At 65.8% G+C, this 16,825-nt stretch carries 9 protein-coding genes; 3 read left to right on the forward strand and 6 right to left on the reverse strand.

Annotated elements, in window-relative coordinates; translation table 11 throughout:
- Positions 1–35: 35 nt before the first annotated feature.
- The 3 genes from ACYVF5_RS03700 to ACYVF5_RS03710 form a co-directional block, all read right to left on the reverse strand.
- Complete coding sequence (locus ACYVF5_RS03700) at positions 36–5,882, reverse strand: Ig-like domain-containing protein (RefSeq protein ID WP_460943464.1); 5,847 nt, start codon at positions 5,880–5,882, stop codon at positions 36–38.
- On the reverse strand, positions 5,852–7,285 hold the full coding sequence (locus tag ACYVF5_RS03705) for a serine/threonine-protein kinase (RefSeq protein WP_460943465.1): 1,434 nt from the start codon (positions 7,283–7,285) through the stop codon (positions 5,852–5,854). Before ACYVF5_RS03705 ends, ACYVF5_RS03700 begins: the two co-directional genes overlap by 31 nt.
- Before the next feature lie 104 nt (positions 7,286–7,389).
- The gene (locus tag ACYVF5_RS03710; RefSeq protein ID WP_460943467.1) at positions 7,390–8,745 is read right to left on the reverse strand and encodes an FHA domain-containing protein; all 1,356 of its coding nucleotides are present in this window, start codon (positions 8,743–8,745) and stop codon (positions 7,390–7,392) included.
- Between the two features lie 166 nt (positions 8,746–8,911).
- On the opposite strand from ACYVF5_RS03710, the gene ACYVF5_RS03715 reads away from it, so the two are divergent.
- The 3 genes from ACYVF5_RS03715 (at position 8,912) to trpS (ending at position 12,109) form a co-directional block, all read left to right on the forward strand.
- Positions 8,912–10,093 (forward strand): YihY/virulence factor BrkB family protein, encoded by a 1,182-nt coding sequence (locus ACYVF5_RS03715; RefSeq protein WP_460943469.1) that lies wholly within the window; start codon positions 8,912–8,914, stop codon positions 10,091–10,093.
- Between the two features lie 91 nt (positions 10,094–10,184).
- The gene (locus ACYVF5_RS03720) at positions 10,185–11,033 is read left to right on the forward strand and encodes an exodeoxyribonuclease III (RefSeq protein ID WP_460943471.1); all 849 of its coding nucleotides are present in this window, start codon (positions 10,185–10,187) and stop codon (positions 11,031–11,033) included.
- Positions 11,034–11,104: 71 nt separating this feature from the next.
- A complete protein-coding gene (trpS, locus tag ACYVF5_RS03725) occupies positions 11,105–12,109 on the forward strand; it encodes a tryptophan--tRNA ligase (RefSeq protein WP_460943473.1) in 1,005 nt (334 codons plus the stop codon).
- Positions 12,110–12,448: 339 nt separating this feature from the next.
- On the opposite strand, the gene glpK is transcribed toward trpS, so the two are convergent.
- From glpK to ACYVF5_RS03740, 3 genes are all read right to left on the reverse strand, one after another.
- A complete protein-coding gene (glpK, locus tag ACYVF5_RS03730) occupies positions 12,449–13,963 on the reverse strand; it encodes a glycerol kinase GlpK (protein WP_460943475.1) in 1,515 nt (504 codons plus the stop codon).
- 110 nt (positions 13,964–14,073) lie between these two features.
- Positions 14,074–14,835, reverse strand: a complete 762-nt coding sequence (locus ACYVF5_RS03735) for an MIP/aquaporin family protein (RefSeq protein WP_460943477.1) — start codon at positions 14,833–14,835, stop codon at positions 14,074–14,076.
- A gap of 132 nt (positions 14,836–14,967) precedes the next feature.
- Entirely contained in the window at positions 14,968–16,725 is a 1,758-nt protein-coding gene (locus tag ACYVF5_RS03740) for a glycerol-3-phosphate dehydrogenase/oxidase (protein ID WP_460943479.1), read from the reverse strand.
- Positions 16,726–16,825: the final 100 nt, after the last annotated feature.

The following is a 16,825-nucleotide window of genomic DNA, read 5'->3' on the forward strand; positions in this document are numbered from 1 at the left end:
CTTTCATAGGGCCGTTATCTGTGCCGTGCGACCTGTCATGGAAGAGTAATTTCGCGGCTGCGCCCGTCGACGGTGACGAGCAGTTTCACCTTGCCCTCGACCGGCGAGCTTAATGTGCAGGAGTTCGACCCCACGGTGTGCCCGACAGTCGGGGATTCCTCGGACTTGCAGGAATAGCTGGCGACCAGTGCACCGTTTTGTGGTCCTGTCAGCCAACTGATCACTCCGGTCTCGGGATCGTACTCGACGCCGGTCATCGCGAGCGTCACCGACGCTCGCGATGCTGTCTGGGCAAGCGGCTCTCCGCACAGTTTGAATATTCCTTTGACGTTGCAGGCCCTGACCTCGAACGACACCGGTTGCCCATAGCTGAGCGACAGAATTTGCCGCGGGTACCCAGAGCCGCTGAAGGATTGCCATGCACCGCCAGGAGCCCTTATCTCGTATGTGTATCCCCCAGGGCTCACGCTAGAGACGTAGTAGTCCCAGACGGTTCCCGCCTCGATATTCTGCATCTCGCCGTTTATCGCGGTCACCGGTCCCGGCCGTGGCCGCACGTTCTCGCTCGCCACCCCGGTGACAGCACACCCGGCGCGATTGTATCCCCAGACGACGAATGAATAGGTTGTGTCGTCTCCCGTGAGATTTTTGAAGGTGTGAGAGGTACCACCGACGGCGGCGGTCTCGATGACATTCCCTCCGCTAGACGGAGCCTTCACGGTGCCGGGTGCTGGAGAACTCACTGAGCAGGCCTGTGCACCGCTCGGCGTCGCCGCAGAGTTCAGAAGCTGAACGAAGTAGCCGGCGATGCCGTCGCCCCGCCCTTCGAATGCGTCCCAGTTGACAGTTGCCGTTCCTGCCTCGGCGTCCGAGCTGACCCTGATACCGCCCGCACGCGGAGCACCGAAGGGTGTCCCTCCGCCGTCCGCCCAGTTCCAGACGGCGAGTGCCGGATACGCATCGTTTCTTGCGGACACCTGGATTTTGGCCTCCGAACCGTTCGGCAGACCATGCGTCTCCACGGTGCAGCGGGCCCCGTCGCAACTCGGGTTCCCGATCTGGTTCCCGTTGACGGTGACAACGTACGAGCTGACGGGCGAACCGTGGCCGGGGGTCGGAACGCGAGCCCAGGAAATCCGAAGTCCGCCGTCAAGCGGTGCTGCGTTGAGCTCGGTTGCCTTTGCGGGAATGATGTCTGACCAGACAGGTTCAGCAAAAGTCGCCGCGTCTGAGTCTCCGATCCCGTTCTTCGCTGTCACCTGAACGCGGACCTTGTTGTCGGAGCCGTTTCCAGGGGTGGGAACAGAACATGTCGTAGAGGGGCACGATGTTGTTCCCACAACGCCGCCACCTCCGGTCAGCGTCACGGTGTACCCCTCGATCGGTGAATTGTTGAATCCTCCAGCCGCCCAGCTCAGCGAGATGGAGCGATCAGCGAATCCAGTCACCCGCACCCCGGTGACCGGCTCAGGGCGGTCCTGCACCGAGATCCGCACGGTGCCCCATGCATAGCGATCGGGGTCGTCCGTCGCGTCGGCGACCTGGTACTGCAGCACGGCGTCCGCGGCTGCGGCGTCGGCGGAGACCGAGACGGCGAGCTTGCTGTTCGTGCTGTTCGGTGTGATCGTCACACCGGCGGGAAGGCCTCCACCGTCGAGGCCACGAACGCTCACGACTCGCAGGGGCGCGGTCGGGAACGGGTTCGTCGCGCCGTCGTTGGCGAGCACGTCGATGGTCGTCGTCTCGCCGCGCTCGACGACCGCGCTGTCGGTGGCCGGCACCGCGAGCGGCCTCGTCGACGGCACGGCGAGCAAGCCGATGCCCCCGGAGGTTCCGTCGTTGATCGCATCTTTCACACCGATGAGAACGCGCGAGCTCTTGCCCTTCTTGAGGGTATCCGACGCCTTGATGACGAGGGTCTGACCGTCGATGCGTGCGCTGAAGCCCGCGGGTTTCGGGTCGAGGATCGAGTACGTCAGCTCGTCGAGGTCGTCTGCATAGGGATACGTCGTGAGCCTGACCAGCTCGATGCTCTTCTCCTGCCCGGGCTCCAGATCGATGCTTCCGCCCTGGAACACCGGAGGCTGGTTCTCGCGCGGCGTCACGTCTATGGGCAGCACGAGAGTCGCTTTCCGTCCGTCCGGGTCGTCCGCACTCGTGCCGTCGGTCACCTCGAACGAGATCGATGCGGGGCCGAAGTACTGGTCTGCGCTGGTGAACGAGAGGGTGTTCGAGTCCACAACGAGGTCGGCGCCGTTGGCATGCGTTGCCCTGACGTTCGCGGCATCCGTCAGCCGAACGGCCTTGCCGTCTGCCGCCACCACGTAGTCCTCGAGCTCGATCGTGACCGAGTCCTCGCTCACCACGCTGATGCGTTTGACGCCCGCGCGCACCTGCGGAAGCGCATCGTCGCGCCCCGGCACCCAGATGAAGGCGGTCGCGGTGATGGCGGGGTCGTCGGGATGAGCGACGTCGAACGGGATGATCTGGGACTCGTCGACAATACGCACCCGCACCCGGTTGTTCGCGGTCACGGACGCGTTCTCTGAATAACCGGCGGGGATCGAGAGGTCGAGGCTCGACACAGGGCCGTCGGCGAAGAAGACGCCCGAGAGCACGTTCACGTCAACGGAGTCGCGGTCGAGGATGTCGTCGAGCGCCAGCACGGCGTCACGCGCGATCGGGCGCGAGAGCGGTGCGTCTTCGCGTGCGATGACGGTGATGAAGTTCGAGCTCGTGCCGCCCCACTTGTTGCGGATCTCGTAGATGAACCCGTATCGCCCGTTTCCCTCTGGAACGGTGATCCTGACGATGTCTCCGTCGATCTCGGCCTCTGCGCCCTCAGTGGTCGCTTCGATCGAGCTGATCGCGAGCGCACCGCCGTCCGGGTCTGAATCGTTGAGGAGCACCTGCACAGAGACCGTTCGCCCCGGCCGCACCACTACTTCGTCTTCGACGGCTATCGGGTTGCGAGAGCCGTCGAGCTTGGGGCTGATGCCCACGCGCACGGTGCCGGTCGCCTGTTTTCCAAGAGCATCGACGACCGTATAGGTGAAGGTGTCCGTCCCCGTGGAATAGGCGCCGGCCTCGTAGTCGAAATAGTCTGAGCCCGCGTCGATCACCGAGCCCTTCTCTGGATTGGACGCCTGCCCGATGAGCTGCACGGAGTCGCCGTCCGGGTCGATTCCCGAGAGCGGGATGGTGATGCGCACGGACTCGCCGCTGAGCACTCTGGCGGTCACCGTCAGAGGGATGGGTGGCGCGTTCGACGCGGCATCCACCTCACGCACGTTGATGCGCAGCTCGGCATCGGCCCACTGGCCGTCTGGAGCGACGGTGCGGTACACAGCCGTGTAGTCGCCGGGTTTGTCCGGCGCCAGATAGCGCAACACGGTGCCAGAGACGAAGAGCAGACCGCCGTTCGCCGGGACGTTCGAGGTGAGTTCCGGATCGAGGGCGAGAGGGTCGCCGTTCGGGTGGGTGTCGTTCCGAAGCACCGGGATGTCGATGGCGTCGCCGACGCGCACAGAAACGGTGTCAGGGTATGCGACGGGAGGCTGGCGTTTCGCCGGCGTCGGGATCTCGATGACGGTCACCGTGCCCTCTGCCTCTGCGACACCGTTCGAGACGCTGTAGGTGAACGAGACCGGTCCGTCGAGCGGGCGCGTCAGGGTGATCCGCAGCATCCGCTGCTCGATGATCTCGACGCGCACGCCGGACTCGGGCGGCACGTTATAGGTGCCGGTAACGACGAGCACACCGCCAGACGGATCGCGATCACCGGCGAGCACGTCGACGACCTTGCTGCTGCGTTCCTCGATGAACGCGCTGTGAGGCACCGTGATCGGCTTCGCCCCGACCTCTGCAGGCTCTTTCACATCGATCCGGACGACTCCCGTCGCCGTGTCGACTCCGTCTGTCACCGAGTACTCGAGGTTGTGCGAACCGATGGTGGTGCTCGAGAAACGGAAGGTGCCGCCGCCGTAATCGGGTGTGATCGTCGCTTTGTCCGTCGCCTGCACGTTGACAAGCCTCAGTGGTGCCGATCCGCCGCGAACGTGATCGAGCGGCTCGACGAGGATCTCTTCGCCCGCGTTCGTCGTCATCATGAACGGCTCAGCGTCGATCGGCACCTCGCCGGTGGGTTTGACGGTCACGGCGAAGACCCCGTTGCCCGTCGCCATGCCGTCAGACACAGCCAGGCCGACGTCCTTGACGTCCCCGCCCTGACCGGCGTCTGTGAAGATGACCGTGCCGTCCGGCTTGAACTGTGAGTTGTCCGGTGCCGGCACGGATGCCTCGGTGAGATAGAACGGATCGCTGTCCGGATCGATCCAGTCGCCGAGCACCTGCATCGTCAGGCGGCCTCCCTGCACCACCGTCGCCTTCGTCTGACGCATCTGAACCGGTGCGGAGTTCTCACCCGGCTGCCGCACGGTCACGGTGACAGCGGCTGTCGCCGAGCCTCCCCTGCCGTCGGTGATCGTGTAGTCGAAGGTGAACTGACCGGTGGCCGTCGGCTGGAGCCGCACCTGCACCTGCTGGTCGTTGTTGATGAGCTCAAGGCTTCCGATCGCCTCGGGAAGCGCGGTGAGCTGGGTCACGGCGAGCACGTCGCCGTTCGGGTCGTAGTCGTTCAGCAGCACCGGGAGCGTCGATGTCTTCCCCGGTCGCGCCCCGAACTCGTCCGCAATGGCCACGGGTGGCTCCTGCGTCTGCTCGTACTCCGGCGGAATGTCTTCGTCGTTCTCTTCGACCTCTTGCTCGTCTTCGACGACATCGATCAGATCGTCCCAGTTGTCGATGAGCTCGTTGCTCCGCTGCACGGCCCACGACGCCCCGGTGACGGCATCGTTGAGCAGAACGTTGCCGCTGTTCACGGCGAACACCGGCCGTGCCAGGCCGGATGTCTCGATGGTGCTGTTCTCAGGGTCTTCACCCGCACAGCTGCGCACCACAGAGCCGTCTGCCCAGGCGGCGAACGCGCAGTCGCCGACCGTCACCGGCCTGGCGGGCTCGCCCGTGGGGTTCTCAGAGACGACGCTCGCATCGCCCCCGGAGAGCGGTACGCGAAGCAGTCCGGAATCGTGAGCGACGAGCACCGTGGAGCCTCGTGTGCGCGGCTGTTCGAGCACGGCGCCGTTGACGCCCTTCAGCGAGGTCGATGCGCCAGCTGTGTGCACCGTGTCATCGCTCAGCAGCGCCCAGGTGTCGCCGATGACGGTGAGTGACGCCCCGAGGCCGTCGTCTTCGCCGAGGTCGACCCTGCTCGTCTGGCTGACGACGTCTTCGTCGGTAGCGATCTTCGACACCTCTGAGGTCTCGGGCGAGAAGACGAAGACATCGCCGTCAGGGCTGACGGCCGTCACGGCATCGTCGCCCAGCGAAAGAGCCGGGTCGGTGTCGGCGTTGAAGTCGCCGAGGTCCTCAACGGACGAGAACCAGAGGTCGCCCCCCGCCGCCATCGTCACCCGGCTGCCGGCGAGCGAGACCTCGACCTCGCCCGACGGCATCGGCGCCGTCTCGACGATGGTCGCCGTAGCCGGGTCGACGATGTCGATCGAGCTGCTGCCGTGGTCGACCAGAAGCACGTTCGCGCCGTCCTGCAGCACGTCGATCCGCGTCGACGCCGACTCGACGGCCGTGTTCAGCTCGAGCACTTCGGTGTTGGCACGCCCGATGGCCTGCCTGGCCTCATTCGCCACCCAGACCGCGGCGTCCCCCAGATCGATGCGCTGCGCTCGATAGCCCGCCGAGACCACGGCGACGGTGACGACGAGAGCTGCGACCACCATGCCGCTCGTGACGGTGGCGATCGCGGACCGATACCTGCGCAGCCAGACCACGATCATCAGCCGGAGCCCTCCGGGGCGATCATGCACTTCTCGCTGCTCGGGTCTCCGACAGAGCCGTTCCTGTTGACGGCCACTGTGACGCAGACGTTCTCTCCCGCTTCTGCCGTCACGGTGAACTCCGTCGACCGCTGGATGCTCGTCTCGCCGTCCGACGTTCGGATCTGATAGGTGTCATCGGCCTCGACACCGGGGTCTGCCCAGCTAAACACCACGGATCCGTCGGCCACCTCGGCCTGCACGTTGGCGACCTTCGGTATCTCGGCAGACGCTCCGGACCGGGTGAGAACAACGATGGTGGTGATCGCGAGGGCGAGCACAAGCACCGAACAGGCGAGGATGACGGCGACGAAGGTTCGGCTGTGCGGCGTGGCGACGGCCGGAGCGCTCCTGTCGCTCAGCGGCGTCGGGCCGAGGTCCCTTCCCTGGCGCTTCACGGTCTGGTCGGCCCCTGCAGCGGGCTCCTTCGCCGCGCGTCGGCGCCGTCGACCCGGATCGACGGTGCGCACCGGGCTCACCCTCGTGCGATCGCCGGGGTCGTCGACAGCGGCTGTCGCCCACACGTCGACGGCGACATCCGGTTGTGTCGGCGTGTATCCGAGTTCCGATTCAACGGTCTGGAGCGCATGGATGAACTCCATGGCGGACTGCGGACGCGCCTCCGGCCGACGCGACATGCATCTGAGGAGCACGAGCTCGAGCTGCTCGGGAACATCTGTCCTGTCGATGGGCTGCGGTTTGCCCTTCATGATGCGCGAGATCAGGTCGGCTGAGCGGTTGCTCTGCCAGGGGATCTCGAACGGGGAACGCCCGGCAAGAAACGAATAGAGCGTCGCGGCGAGCGCCCAGATCTCGCTCTGCACGGTGCCGTTCGTCTGATTGTTCAGCACCTCCGGAGACGACCACGGAATCGACATTCCGAGTGACTCATCGATCTGGGTCTCGCCGACGCGTCCGGCGATGCCGAAGTCGCTCAGCACCGGGTTGCCGTATGCCGTCATCAGAATATTCGACGGTTTGATGTCTCGGTGCAGCACCCCCGAGCGGTGAGCCATCTCTGTGGCGCTGGCGATCTTGATGCCGATGCGCAAGACATCCGCGACCGGAAGAGGTCTCTCGCGGTACTCGTGACCGATCGACGCCGAGCAGAGCTCCATCACGAGGTACGGGCGGCCGTCGGCAGCGATCCCGGACTGATAGACGGTCAGGATCGACGGGTGCGCGCTCAGTTGGGCCATGAGATCGGCCTCGGCCTGGAACATGTCCCTGACCTCGTTGTTCACGTATTCGGCGAGCATGACCTTGATGGCGACCTGACGCCTCGGGCTGTTCTGCTCATAAAGGAACACGTCGGCGAACCCGCCTGAGCCGAGCACGCGCACGAACGAGAAACCGGGAAGGGTGGGCGGCTGCGAAGGCAGTCGTCGTGCCACGTTCTCCCCCTCTGTGTCGTGTGTGATGCTTCTCGTGTGATCGTCGTGCGGCCCCCCGGCCGCGCGACAATTCTACGGTGCCGGAGGCGACGCTGGTGATGCGGTTATACCCCAGGCCAGGGGGGCAGTATCTCGATCACGTTGCCGTCGCCGATGTCGATGAACGTTCCGGGAACGACGACTATCGTCTCTCCCGCCCTCAGCCGCTGCCAGTGCTTGCCCGGCAGGATCACGCTCGTTCCATTCGTGGATCTGAGGTCCGTCGCGACGATCGCGTCGCCGACCTGCTTGACCTCGAGGTGCGTCGCCGACACGGACTTCGACGCCGAGACGACAGGCACGAGCCGCGACGGATCCGGCAACGGAATGCGTGGCTGCCGGGGGTTGCGGCCGAAGTAATGCACAGCGTCGAGGGGATACGCCTGCCCGCCGTTGATGCGGAACCCGTAGAGCACCGTCTGCGGGTCGTCCGGCACGAACGGTCTCTGCCTCAGAACCGTTTCGTCTTCGATCGGCGGCTCGATGTCGCGCCGGAGCACGGTTTCGCCATCGTGCCTCAGCAGCGAGTCGTCATGGGCAGGTGCCGACGGCTTGCGCCTTCTGATGACCGTTTCCATGTCGGCCTGTGACAGCTCGCTGGCCGCAGGCGGGCTGGACGGCGCGGGTGAGTGGGTGAGCGGCGCTGCGGGCGCCGGCGCCGGGATGCCGGGCGCCGTTGTGCCCGGTGCGGGTGCCCGTTCGTCCGGCGATGCCAGTGGTTCTGCCGCCGGTGGCGGTCCGATCAGGCCAGATGCCTCGCGAGCCGGAGTCCCTGCGCTCGGTCGGTCTGCGCTCGGGTGGTCCGCGCTCGGGTGATCCGCACGCGACGCGGGCGGCTGCGGGGCCTCGACGCGCTCACCTTCTCCGGCGACGCCCGGCGGCGACGTCGTGCGGGCATCCGCTGCCCAGTCGAGCCTGTCTGCGACGACGACGCCGCTGCCGAGAGCGAACGACACACCGGATGCCGTGCCGCCCGCCGTGTTCTCGAGGTCGCCCACCGAGAACCTTGTGGCCTCGGTCACCTCTTCGCGCCGCCAGGGGTGCGCACCCCGGGTCGCGACGCGCTGCCAGCCCTCTGCCGTTCCCACATCGACGACAGCCGACCCATGCACGAACACGTGTGCGCGATCTGCCGTGCGCTCGATGACAGAGAACGCGACGGGCTCCCCCGGCTGAAGCGACGGATCCGGGATGTCGCGCAGCACGTCGTCGAGCGTCGCCGAACCGCGTCTGACGAGAGCCCACAGGGTGTCGACGAGCCCGGGATCGACAGGTGGCCGCAGGGCGACGACGACGCTCTCGCCGGCGATCAGGAACCAGGGTGCGCCCTCAGAGCCGAGTGTGTACCGATAGCTGCCGCGCACGGCAGTGTTCCTCGCCGTCGCCACGGCACCGGTGCCGTGCGCTGTGTGTGCTCTCATTAACCGTGCCCCTGCGCGTGATTGCATTGCCGTGGTCGCAATTCGAGTGGTGCGAGCCGGTCCCATACCTCTGGGTTATGTCGTCTCACCTCTCATTCTGCCCCCTCGCGAGCATCGGCCGCGAATTCTCGGCCCTGTTCACGCCGCCGATCGATAGTCTGTGAACGTGGTGGGGGCAGACGGGCACGGCACAGGGCGCATCACTCGAACGGATGCCCCGGCCGGTGGAAGCGACAGTGCACCGGCATTCACCAGACGGCTGCGCGAGAGCGACAACGCCCTGCTCCGACGCCTCGCGGCTCCGGCGACGACAGCGGCTGCGACAGCAGACAGGGTGATCCGATGGCGGCCATACCGCGTGCTCAGGCAGTACCTCGACGCCGACGGGAACCTTCTCGCGGCCGGCATGAGCTTTCAGGCGCTTTTCGCTGTCTTCGCCGCGGTCTTCGTCGGTTTTTCGATTGCGGGAGTCTGGGTGACGTCGAGCGACGACCTCGTCGAGGCGCTCATCGTCATCATCGACCGGGTTGTTCCCGGCCTCATCGGCGAGCACGGTCTCATCGATCCCGCCATGCTCAGCCGGAGCGGTTTCTTCGGCTGGACGGGTGTGATCTCGCTGGTCAGCCTGCTCTGGACCCTGATCGCCTGGTTGTACTACACACGCCAGGCCGTGCGCACCATTTTCAGCCTGCCCCCCGATCCGCGGCCCTACCTTCTGCAGAAGGCCTCGGATCTGCTGCTCGCGCTCGGGCTCGGGCTGCTTCTGCTGGCCTCAGCCGTGGTCAGCATCATCAGCACCGCCGCCCTCAGCTGGGTGCTCGATCTGACCGGCCTCGGCCTCGACTCGCTCTGGGGCGAGATCGGCACACGCACCACCGGGCTCGTGCTCGCCGTGCTGATCGACGTGGTGGCGCTCGGGACGATGTTCCGGATCCTGTCCAACATCCCGATCCCCTGGCGGGACCTGCGGGTCGGTGCCGGACTCGGAGGCATTGCGTTGTCGTTGCTCAGCGTCGCGTCGAGCGCCGTCATCGCCGGGGCCAGCCGAAACCCGCTGCTCGCGACCTTCGCCGTGTTCATCGGGCTGTTGCTGTGGTTCAACCTGGTGAGCCGGGTCATCCTGTTCTCTGCGTCGTGGATCGCCGTGCGCTTGAAAGACAGGAACGTGCAACTGCTGGCGCCGACAGAGGCTGAGCTGCTCGCACGTCTCGAAGAAGCGAGGCGCATCGTCGTCGAGGCCGACCTCGACGACGCTGCGGCCGACTACGCCTCCGCCCGCGGACTCCACAGGTTCGTCGCCCGCCGTCGTCTGCGCCGCGCCGAACATGCGGCCAGGCGCGCCCCATGAGCGGAGCCGGTGAGCTGTGGATGGTGAGAGCGGATTTCGCGCGCCGCCGGCGCTTTGCTCACGTGTCGGCGCGGCATCCTAGACTGGAATCATGACAACCCGCCTTCGCATCGCCTCTGTCAACGTCAACGGGGTGCGTGCCGCATTCCGCAAGGGCATGGGCGACTGGCTCGAGGGGCGAGACGTCGACATCCTCGCACTGCAAGAGGTTCGGGCGTCCACAGAAGACCTCGAGAACCTGCTCGGCTCCGAATGGGACATCCTGCACGATCCCGCCACTGCGAAAGGCCGGGCAGGGGTGGCGCTGGCGAGCCGGTCGAAGGCGTCGATCCACCGTGTTGATCTGGGCGACCCCGACTTCGACAGCGCCGGCCGCTGGCTCGAGGCCGACTACGAGGTCGACGGTTCTGTCGTCACCGTCGTGTCGACCTACGTGCATTCGGGGGTCGCCGATGACGAGCCGAAGATGATCGAGAAGTACAGGTTCCTCGACGCGATGACCGCACGCCTCCCCGAGCTCCGCACGCACTCCGAGCTCGCGGTCGTCCTGGGCGACCTCAACGTCGGTCACCGTGAGCTCGACATCAAGAACTGGCGCGGCAACCGCAAGACCTCCGGCTTCCTGCCGCGCGAGCGAGCGTACTTCGACCGGTTCTTCGGCCCGGAGGGCGAGACGGTCGAGGGCGTCGACGGAACGACAGGGCCAGGCCTGGGCTGGGTCGACGTCGGTCGTCGCTGGGCCGGCGAGGTCGAGGGGCCGTACACCTGGTGGTCGCAGCGCGGCCAGGCGTTCGACAACGACACCGGCTGGCGCATCGACTACCACGTCGTCACCCCGCAGCTCGCGGAACGCGTGACGAACTACACAATCGATCGTGCGGCGTCATACGACCAGCGATGGTCGGACCATGCGCCTGTTGTCGTCGACTACGCCATCTGAACCCTTCTCCCTTTCGTCGGCGCCGGTTTGCGGCGCTCGCACGTGTGACACACGACCTCTTTGGACACACCATGACAAAACCCCGTCTCTATTCGGGTATGCAACCGTCGGCGGACTCGCTGCACGCCGGCAATTACATCGGAGCCCTGCTGCAGTGGAAAGAGCTGCAGCAGTCGCACGACGCGTTCTTCTCCGTGGTCGACCTGCACGCCATCACCGTCGCGCAAGACCCGCAAGAACTGCGCGAGAAGACCAGGCGCACAGCCGCACAGTACATCGCGGCGGGCATCGAGCCGTCGCGGTCGACGCTCTACGTGCAGTCGCACGTTCGCGCGCACGCCGAGCTCGCCTGGATCCTCAACACCATCACCGGCTTCGGCGAGGCCAGCCGGATGACACAGTTCAAAGACAAGTCGGTCAGGTACGGGGCGGATGCCACAACCGTCGGCCTGTTCGCGTATCCGGTGCTGATGGCCGCCGACATCCTGCTCTACCAGACCGAGATCGTGCCGGTCGGCGACGACCAGAAGCAGCACGTCGAGCTCACCCGTGACCTCGCGGAGCGGTTCAACTCCCGGTTCGGCGACACCTTCACACTGCCGAAGCCGGTGATCCAGAAGGGCACGGCCCGTGTCTATGACCTGCAGAACCCGACGTCGAAGATGTCGAAGTCCGCGGAGTCTGCTGCGGGTGTGCTGTCACTGCTCGATGAGCCGTCGATCACCGCCAAGAAGATCATGCGCGCCGTCACAGACACAGAGGGTGTGGTGGCGTACGACCGCGAGAACAAGCCGGGCGTCTCGAACCTGCTCACGATCTATTCGGCGCTCTCGGGCCGGTCCGTCGCACAGCTCACCGACGAGTATGCGGGGCGCGGCTACGGCGATTTCAAAAAGGATCTCGCCACGGTTGTGACCGGAGAGCTCACACCGGTTCGAGAGAGGGCTCTCGAACTGCTCGACGATCCGGCCGAGCTCGACCGTGTGCTCGCCGTCAACGCGGCGAAGGCCGATGCCGTTGCCGACGAGACCCTCTCCGCTGTCTACGACCGGGTTGGGCTGCTCCGCCGGGCGTAGCTGTACTGCCCTGGTCCGCAGGATGCGGCTCGGCCACTGTCCGCACGTCTCACGCTCCGCCGGGCTGGGCCATGCCCCGCCGCGCCTCCGGCCACGTGCACACCGTCGGGGGAATATGCGCATATCACGCCGATCCCGCGCAGATACGCGACGAAACGCGCAATCTTCCGACGTTGTGCACACCGGCGGGAGCCCCAGCCCAGACCCCCAGCTCACCGTGCGTCACAGAAGGCACACGTCAGCGTCACAAAAGGCAAAAGTCACGAGGCTAGGACGAAATGACCGATTTCGTCCTAGCCTCGTGACTCTTTCACCCTCTTGTGCCGCGAGGGCAGCGGCTCAGCTCACGTCTTCGTCGACCCAGTCGAACGACTTTGTGACGGCCTTCTTCCACAGGCGCAGCTGACGGTCGCGTTCGTCCGCGTCCATCGACGGCTCCCACCGCTTGTCTTCCTGCCAGTTCGCGCGCAGCTCGTCGAGGTTCGCCCAGAAGCCGACGGCGAGGCCCGCCGCATACGCCGCACCGAGTGCTGTGGTCTCTGAGACCACCGGTCGGACGACCGGCACGTCGAGGATGTCTGCCTGGAACTGCATCAGGGCATCGTTCGCGACCATTCCGCCGTCGACCTTCAGCACCGAGAGGTCTTCACCGGAGTCGGCGTTGACCGCATCGAGAACCTCGCGGGTCTGGAACGCCGTCGCCTCGAGAGCCGCCCGGGCGATGTGCCCCTTGTTGACGAAGCGTGTGAGCCCGACGATCGCCCCACGGGCATCCGGCCGCCAGTACGGCGCGAACAGACCAGAGAAGGCCGGCACGAAGTACACACCGCCGTTGTCGTCGACGGTTGTGGCGAGCTTCTCGACCTCTGGAGCGGAGTTGATCAGGCCGAGGTTGTCCCGCAGCCACTGGATCAGCGATCCGGTCACGGCGATCGACCCCTCGAGCGCATAGTGCGGCGGGTTGTCGCCGAGCTTGTAGCCGAGTGTGGTGAGCAGCCCGTTCTTGGAGTGCACGATCTCTTCACCGGTGTTGAAGATCAAGAAGTTTCCGGTGCCGTAGGTGTTCTTCGATTCCCCGGTCTCGAAGGCGGCCTGACCGAATGTCGCCGCCTGCTGATCGCCCAGGATGCCGGCGATCGGCGTTTCGCGCAGAAGGCTCGAACTGTGTGCGTGGCCGTACACCTCGCTCGACGACTTGATCTCGGGCAGCATCGAGCGCGGAACGTCGAAGATGCCGAGGATCTCGTCGTCCCACTGCAGGGTCTCGAGGTCCATGAACAGGGTTCGGCTCGCGTTCGTCACGTCTGTGACGTGGATGCCGCCGTCTGTGCCGCCCGTGAGGTTCCAGAGCACCCAGGTGTCCGTCGTTCCGAAGAGCAGGTCTCCGGCTTCGGCCTTCTCGCGCGCCCCGTCGACGTTCTCGAGGATCCAGACGATCTTCGTGCCGGCGAAATACGTCGCAAGCGGCAGCCCGACCTGGGGTTTGAACCGCTCGACTCCGCCGTCCGCCGCGAGGCGGTCGACGATGGGCTGTGTGCGGGTGTCCTGCCAGACAATGGCGTTGTAGACCGGTTTGCCGGTGTTCTTGTCCCACACGACGGCCGTCTCGCGCTGGTTGGTGATGCCCACGGCCGCGATGTCGTGCCTCGTCAGATTGGCCTTCGAGAGCGCCTGTCCGATGACCTCACGGGTGTTGTTCCAGATCTCGGCGGGGTCGTGCTCCACCCAGCCGGCTTTCGGGAAGATCTGCTCGTGCTCGAGTTGGCCGGTCGAGATGATCGACCCGGACTTGTCGAAGATGATGGCTCGGGAACTCGTTGTCCCCTGGTCGATGGCGATGATGTAGTCGGCCATGGAAAACTCCTCAGAAAGTATGTCGGATGTCGTGGGTGTCGTGGCCGTGCCCGGGCCGGGCAGCGAGACGGTGAAGCCGTGCCCCACCCGGCCGAGGCACCGCCGCGGTGCTAGCCGAGCACGGGCAGCAGCACGAGTGATGCCCATCCCGCGATGGCGCCACCGACGAGGGGGCCGACGACGGGAACCCAGGAATAGCTCCAGTCGCTCGATCCCTTGCCGCTGATCGGCAGGAGCGCGTGCACAAGCCGTGGCCCGAGGTCACGCGCAGGGTTGATCGCGTATCCGGTGGGACCACCGAGCGAGACACCGATGGCGAGAACCAGCAGGGCAACGGGCAGGGCGCCGAGTGCGGCGAGGCCCGAGGCATCGCCGTGGTGGCCGAACGCGAGCACAACGAACACGAGAACGAAGGTTCCCACGATCTCTGTGACGAGGTTCCAGCCGTATGAACGGATGGCCGGACCGGTTGAGAAGACGGCGAGTTTCGCCGCCGGGTCCTCCGAGGCGTCGAAGTGTCGTTTATACGTCAGGAAGACGAGGGCGGCACCGATCATCGCACCGATCATCTGAGCGGCCATGTACACGAGGACAGACACGATGCTGACGGGGATCCCCGGCGCGAACTCCGTCTCGCCGCTGGTGACGATGCCGAGCGTGACGGCCGGGTTGATATGAGCGCCAGACGAATAGGCGACGACCACACCGGCGAACACACCGAGTCCCCACCCGAAGTTGATCAACAGCCAGCCGCCGTCGAACCCCTTCGTCTTGGCCAGGACGACGTTCGCGACGACGCCACCACCGAGCAATATGAGCATCGCCGTACCAACGATCTCCGACAGGAACACTGTCCCTAAAGTTACGTCCACATTGACCTTCTTTCGGTTGCCCGCGCGTTCGCTCGGGACGCTTGTTTTTCCACCCATCTGAAACGTATCGATGACCCGCTGTGTGTGACAAGGGCGACACGTGAGAATTCGTGCAGTTGTGGTCTTCTTTTTCTACCCGGTCGACGAGACCATCCTCGTACCGCCGGCCTGATGCAGGTGCATGTCGACACCGTGCAACTCGCGCAGTACGCGTGCAGACGTCTGGATCTCGTCGGCAGTGGTCGCCGCATCCCAGCCGAGGGCGACCGCCACGACCTCGGCCACCTCGCAGAGCAGGTCAGCCGTCACCGCACCGGTGAAAGCGAGGCTCGTGCGTCGCTGCAGCATATCGAGCAGATGCACAACGCTCTCTGTGCGGGCGAGGTGTGAGAGCTCCTCGACGCTGTAGCCGGGCGCATGCAGCAGAGGTGTCTCCGGGGATTCGGACAGCACGTCGATGAGTTCCGACGCCCGTGTGCCATAGCGCTCGAGCAGCTGCTCGGCTCGCGCGGCGCCCACCTCTGCGGCGTGGGCGGCCAGCCAGACGCGGCGGGCGGCATCCGTCTGCGGGTATCCGGCGCCGCCACCGATCGGAACACCCGCCGTCGACGTCGTCCGGCTGACTCCGATGGCGGTCAGCGCCTCTGTCGACAGATGCTCCGCGAGCGCTCTGAACGTCGTCCATTTGCCGCCGACGAGGCTCAACAGCTTCACCCCGCCCAGCTCTTCTGGAACGATCCTGTAGTCCCGCGACACGAAGCCGGGTGCCGTGTCGCCGTGGCCGGGCAGGGGGCGGATGCCGGCGAACCGGTACACGATCTGCGACCTGTCGACCGCGATCCGCGGAAACACGTGGGCGATGAGATCGAAGAAGTAGTCGACCTCGGCCTCGGTGCAGACGGCCTGCTCGCGCGGGTCCGCCTCGAGGTCGGTTGTGCCGACCATGACCCTGCCCTTGAGCGGGTAGATCAGAACGATGCGGCCGTCTGAGTGCTCGAAGAAGATCTCACGCCCGCCCGTTGCCGCGACCAGCTCCGGGTTGTCGAGCACGATATGCGAGCCCTTGGTGCCGCCCATATACGCGGTCTGGGTGCCGAGCGCTTCGTTGGTGAGGTCTGTCCACGGCCCAGAGGCGTTCACCACAACGTCTGCCGCCAGGGGGAACTCGGTGCCTGAGACCGTGTCGCGCAGGGTCACCGTGCCAGAGGCGCTGTCGAAGCCGACGGCCTCGACGTAGTTCGCGGCGCGCGCCCCTGTGGCTCTGCCCGCGGCGAGTCCGTCGTGCAGCACGTCGAGGGCCAGCCGCTCGGGGTCGTGCACCGATGCGTCGAAGTATGTCGCCGTGTAGCTCAGGTCGTGGTTCAGCTGCGGCAGTTCTGAGAGCGACGTCCTTTTGCCGCGAAAACGATGCCGCGGCACCGTGCCGCCGTCGCGCGAGAACGAGTCATAGAGGGTGAGACCGATCTTGATGAGCAGGGCGCCGCGCTCCTTCGGCGCACCCTGCTTGTGCGTGAGAAACCGGAGGGGTGCCGAGAGGATGCCAGAGAACGTCGAGAAGATCGGCACGGTGGTCTCGAGGGGCTTCACATAGTGTGGTGCGATCTTCAGCAGGCCGTTGCGCTCCGTGACGGACTCCTTGACCAGCCGGAACTCGCCGTTCTCGAGATAGCGGATGCCGCCGTGGATCATGTGGCTCGATGCCGCCGACGCGCCGGATGCCCAGTCGGATCGCTCGACCAGCGCCACGTCGATGCCCTGCATGGCGAGGTCACGGAATGTGGCGATTCCGTTGATGCCGCCGCCGATGACGAGCACACGCGCCGAGGGCCGTTCCCGCAGGGCGTCGACCTGGGCTCGAGGTGTGTTCTGCTCGTGCGAGTGGCGTGTCATTGCCTGTGTTCCTTCGTTCGCTGATGTCGGTGCCGGTCTGTGGCTTCTCGCGCGGGTGCATCGACACGGATGATTCTTGAAGATCCGTCAAGGATGTGCA

The organism is Okibacterium endophyticum (assembly GCF_054780075.1).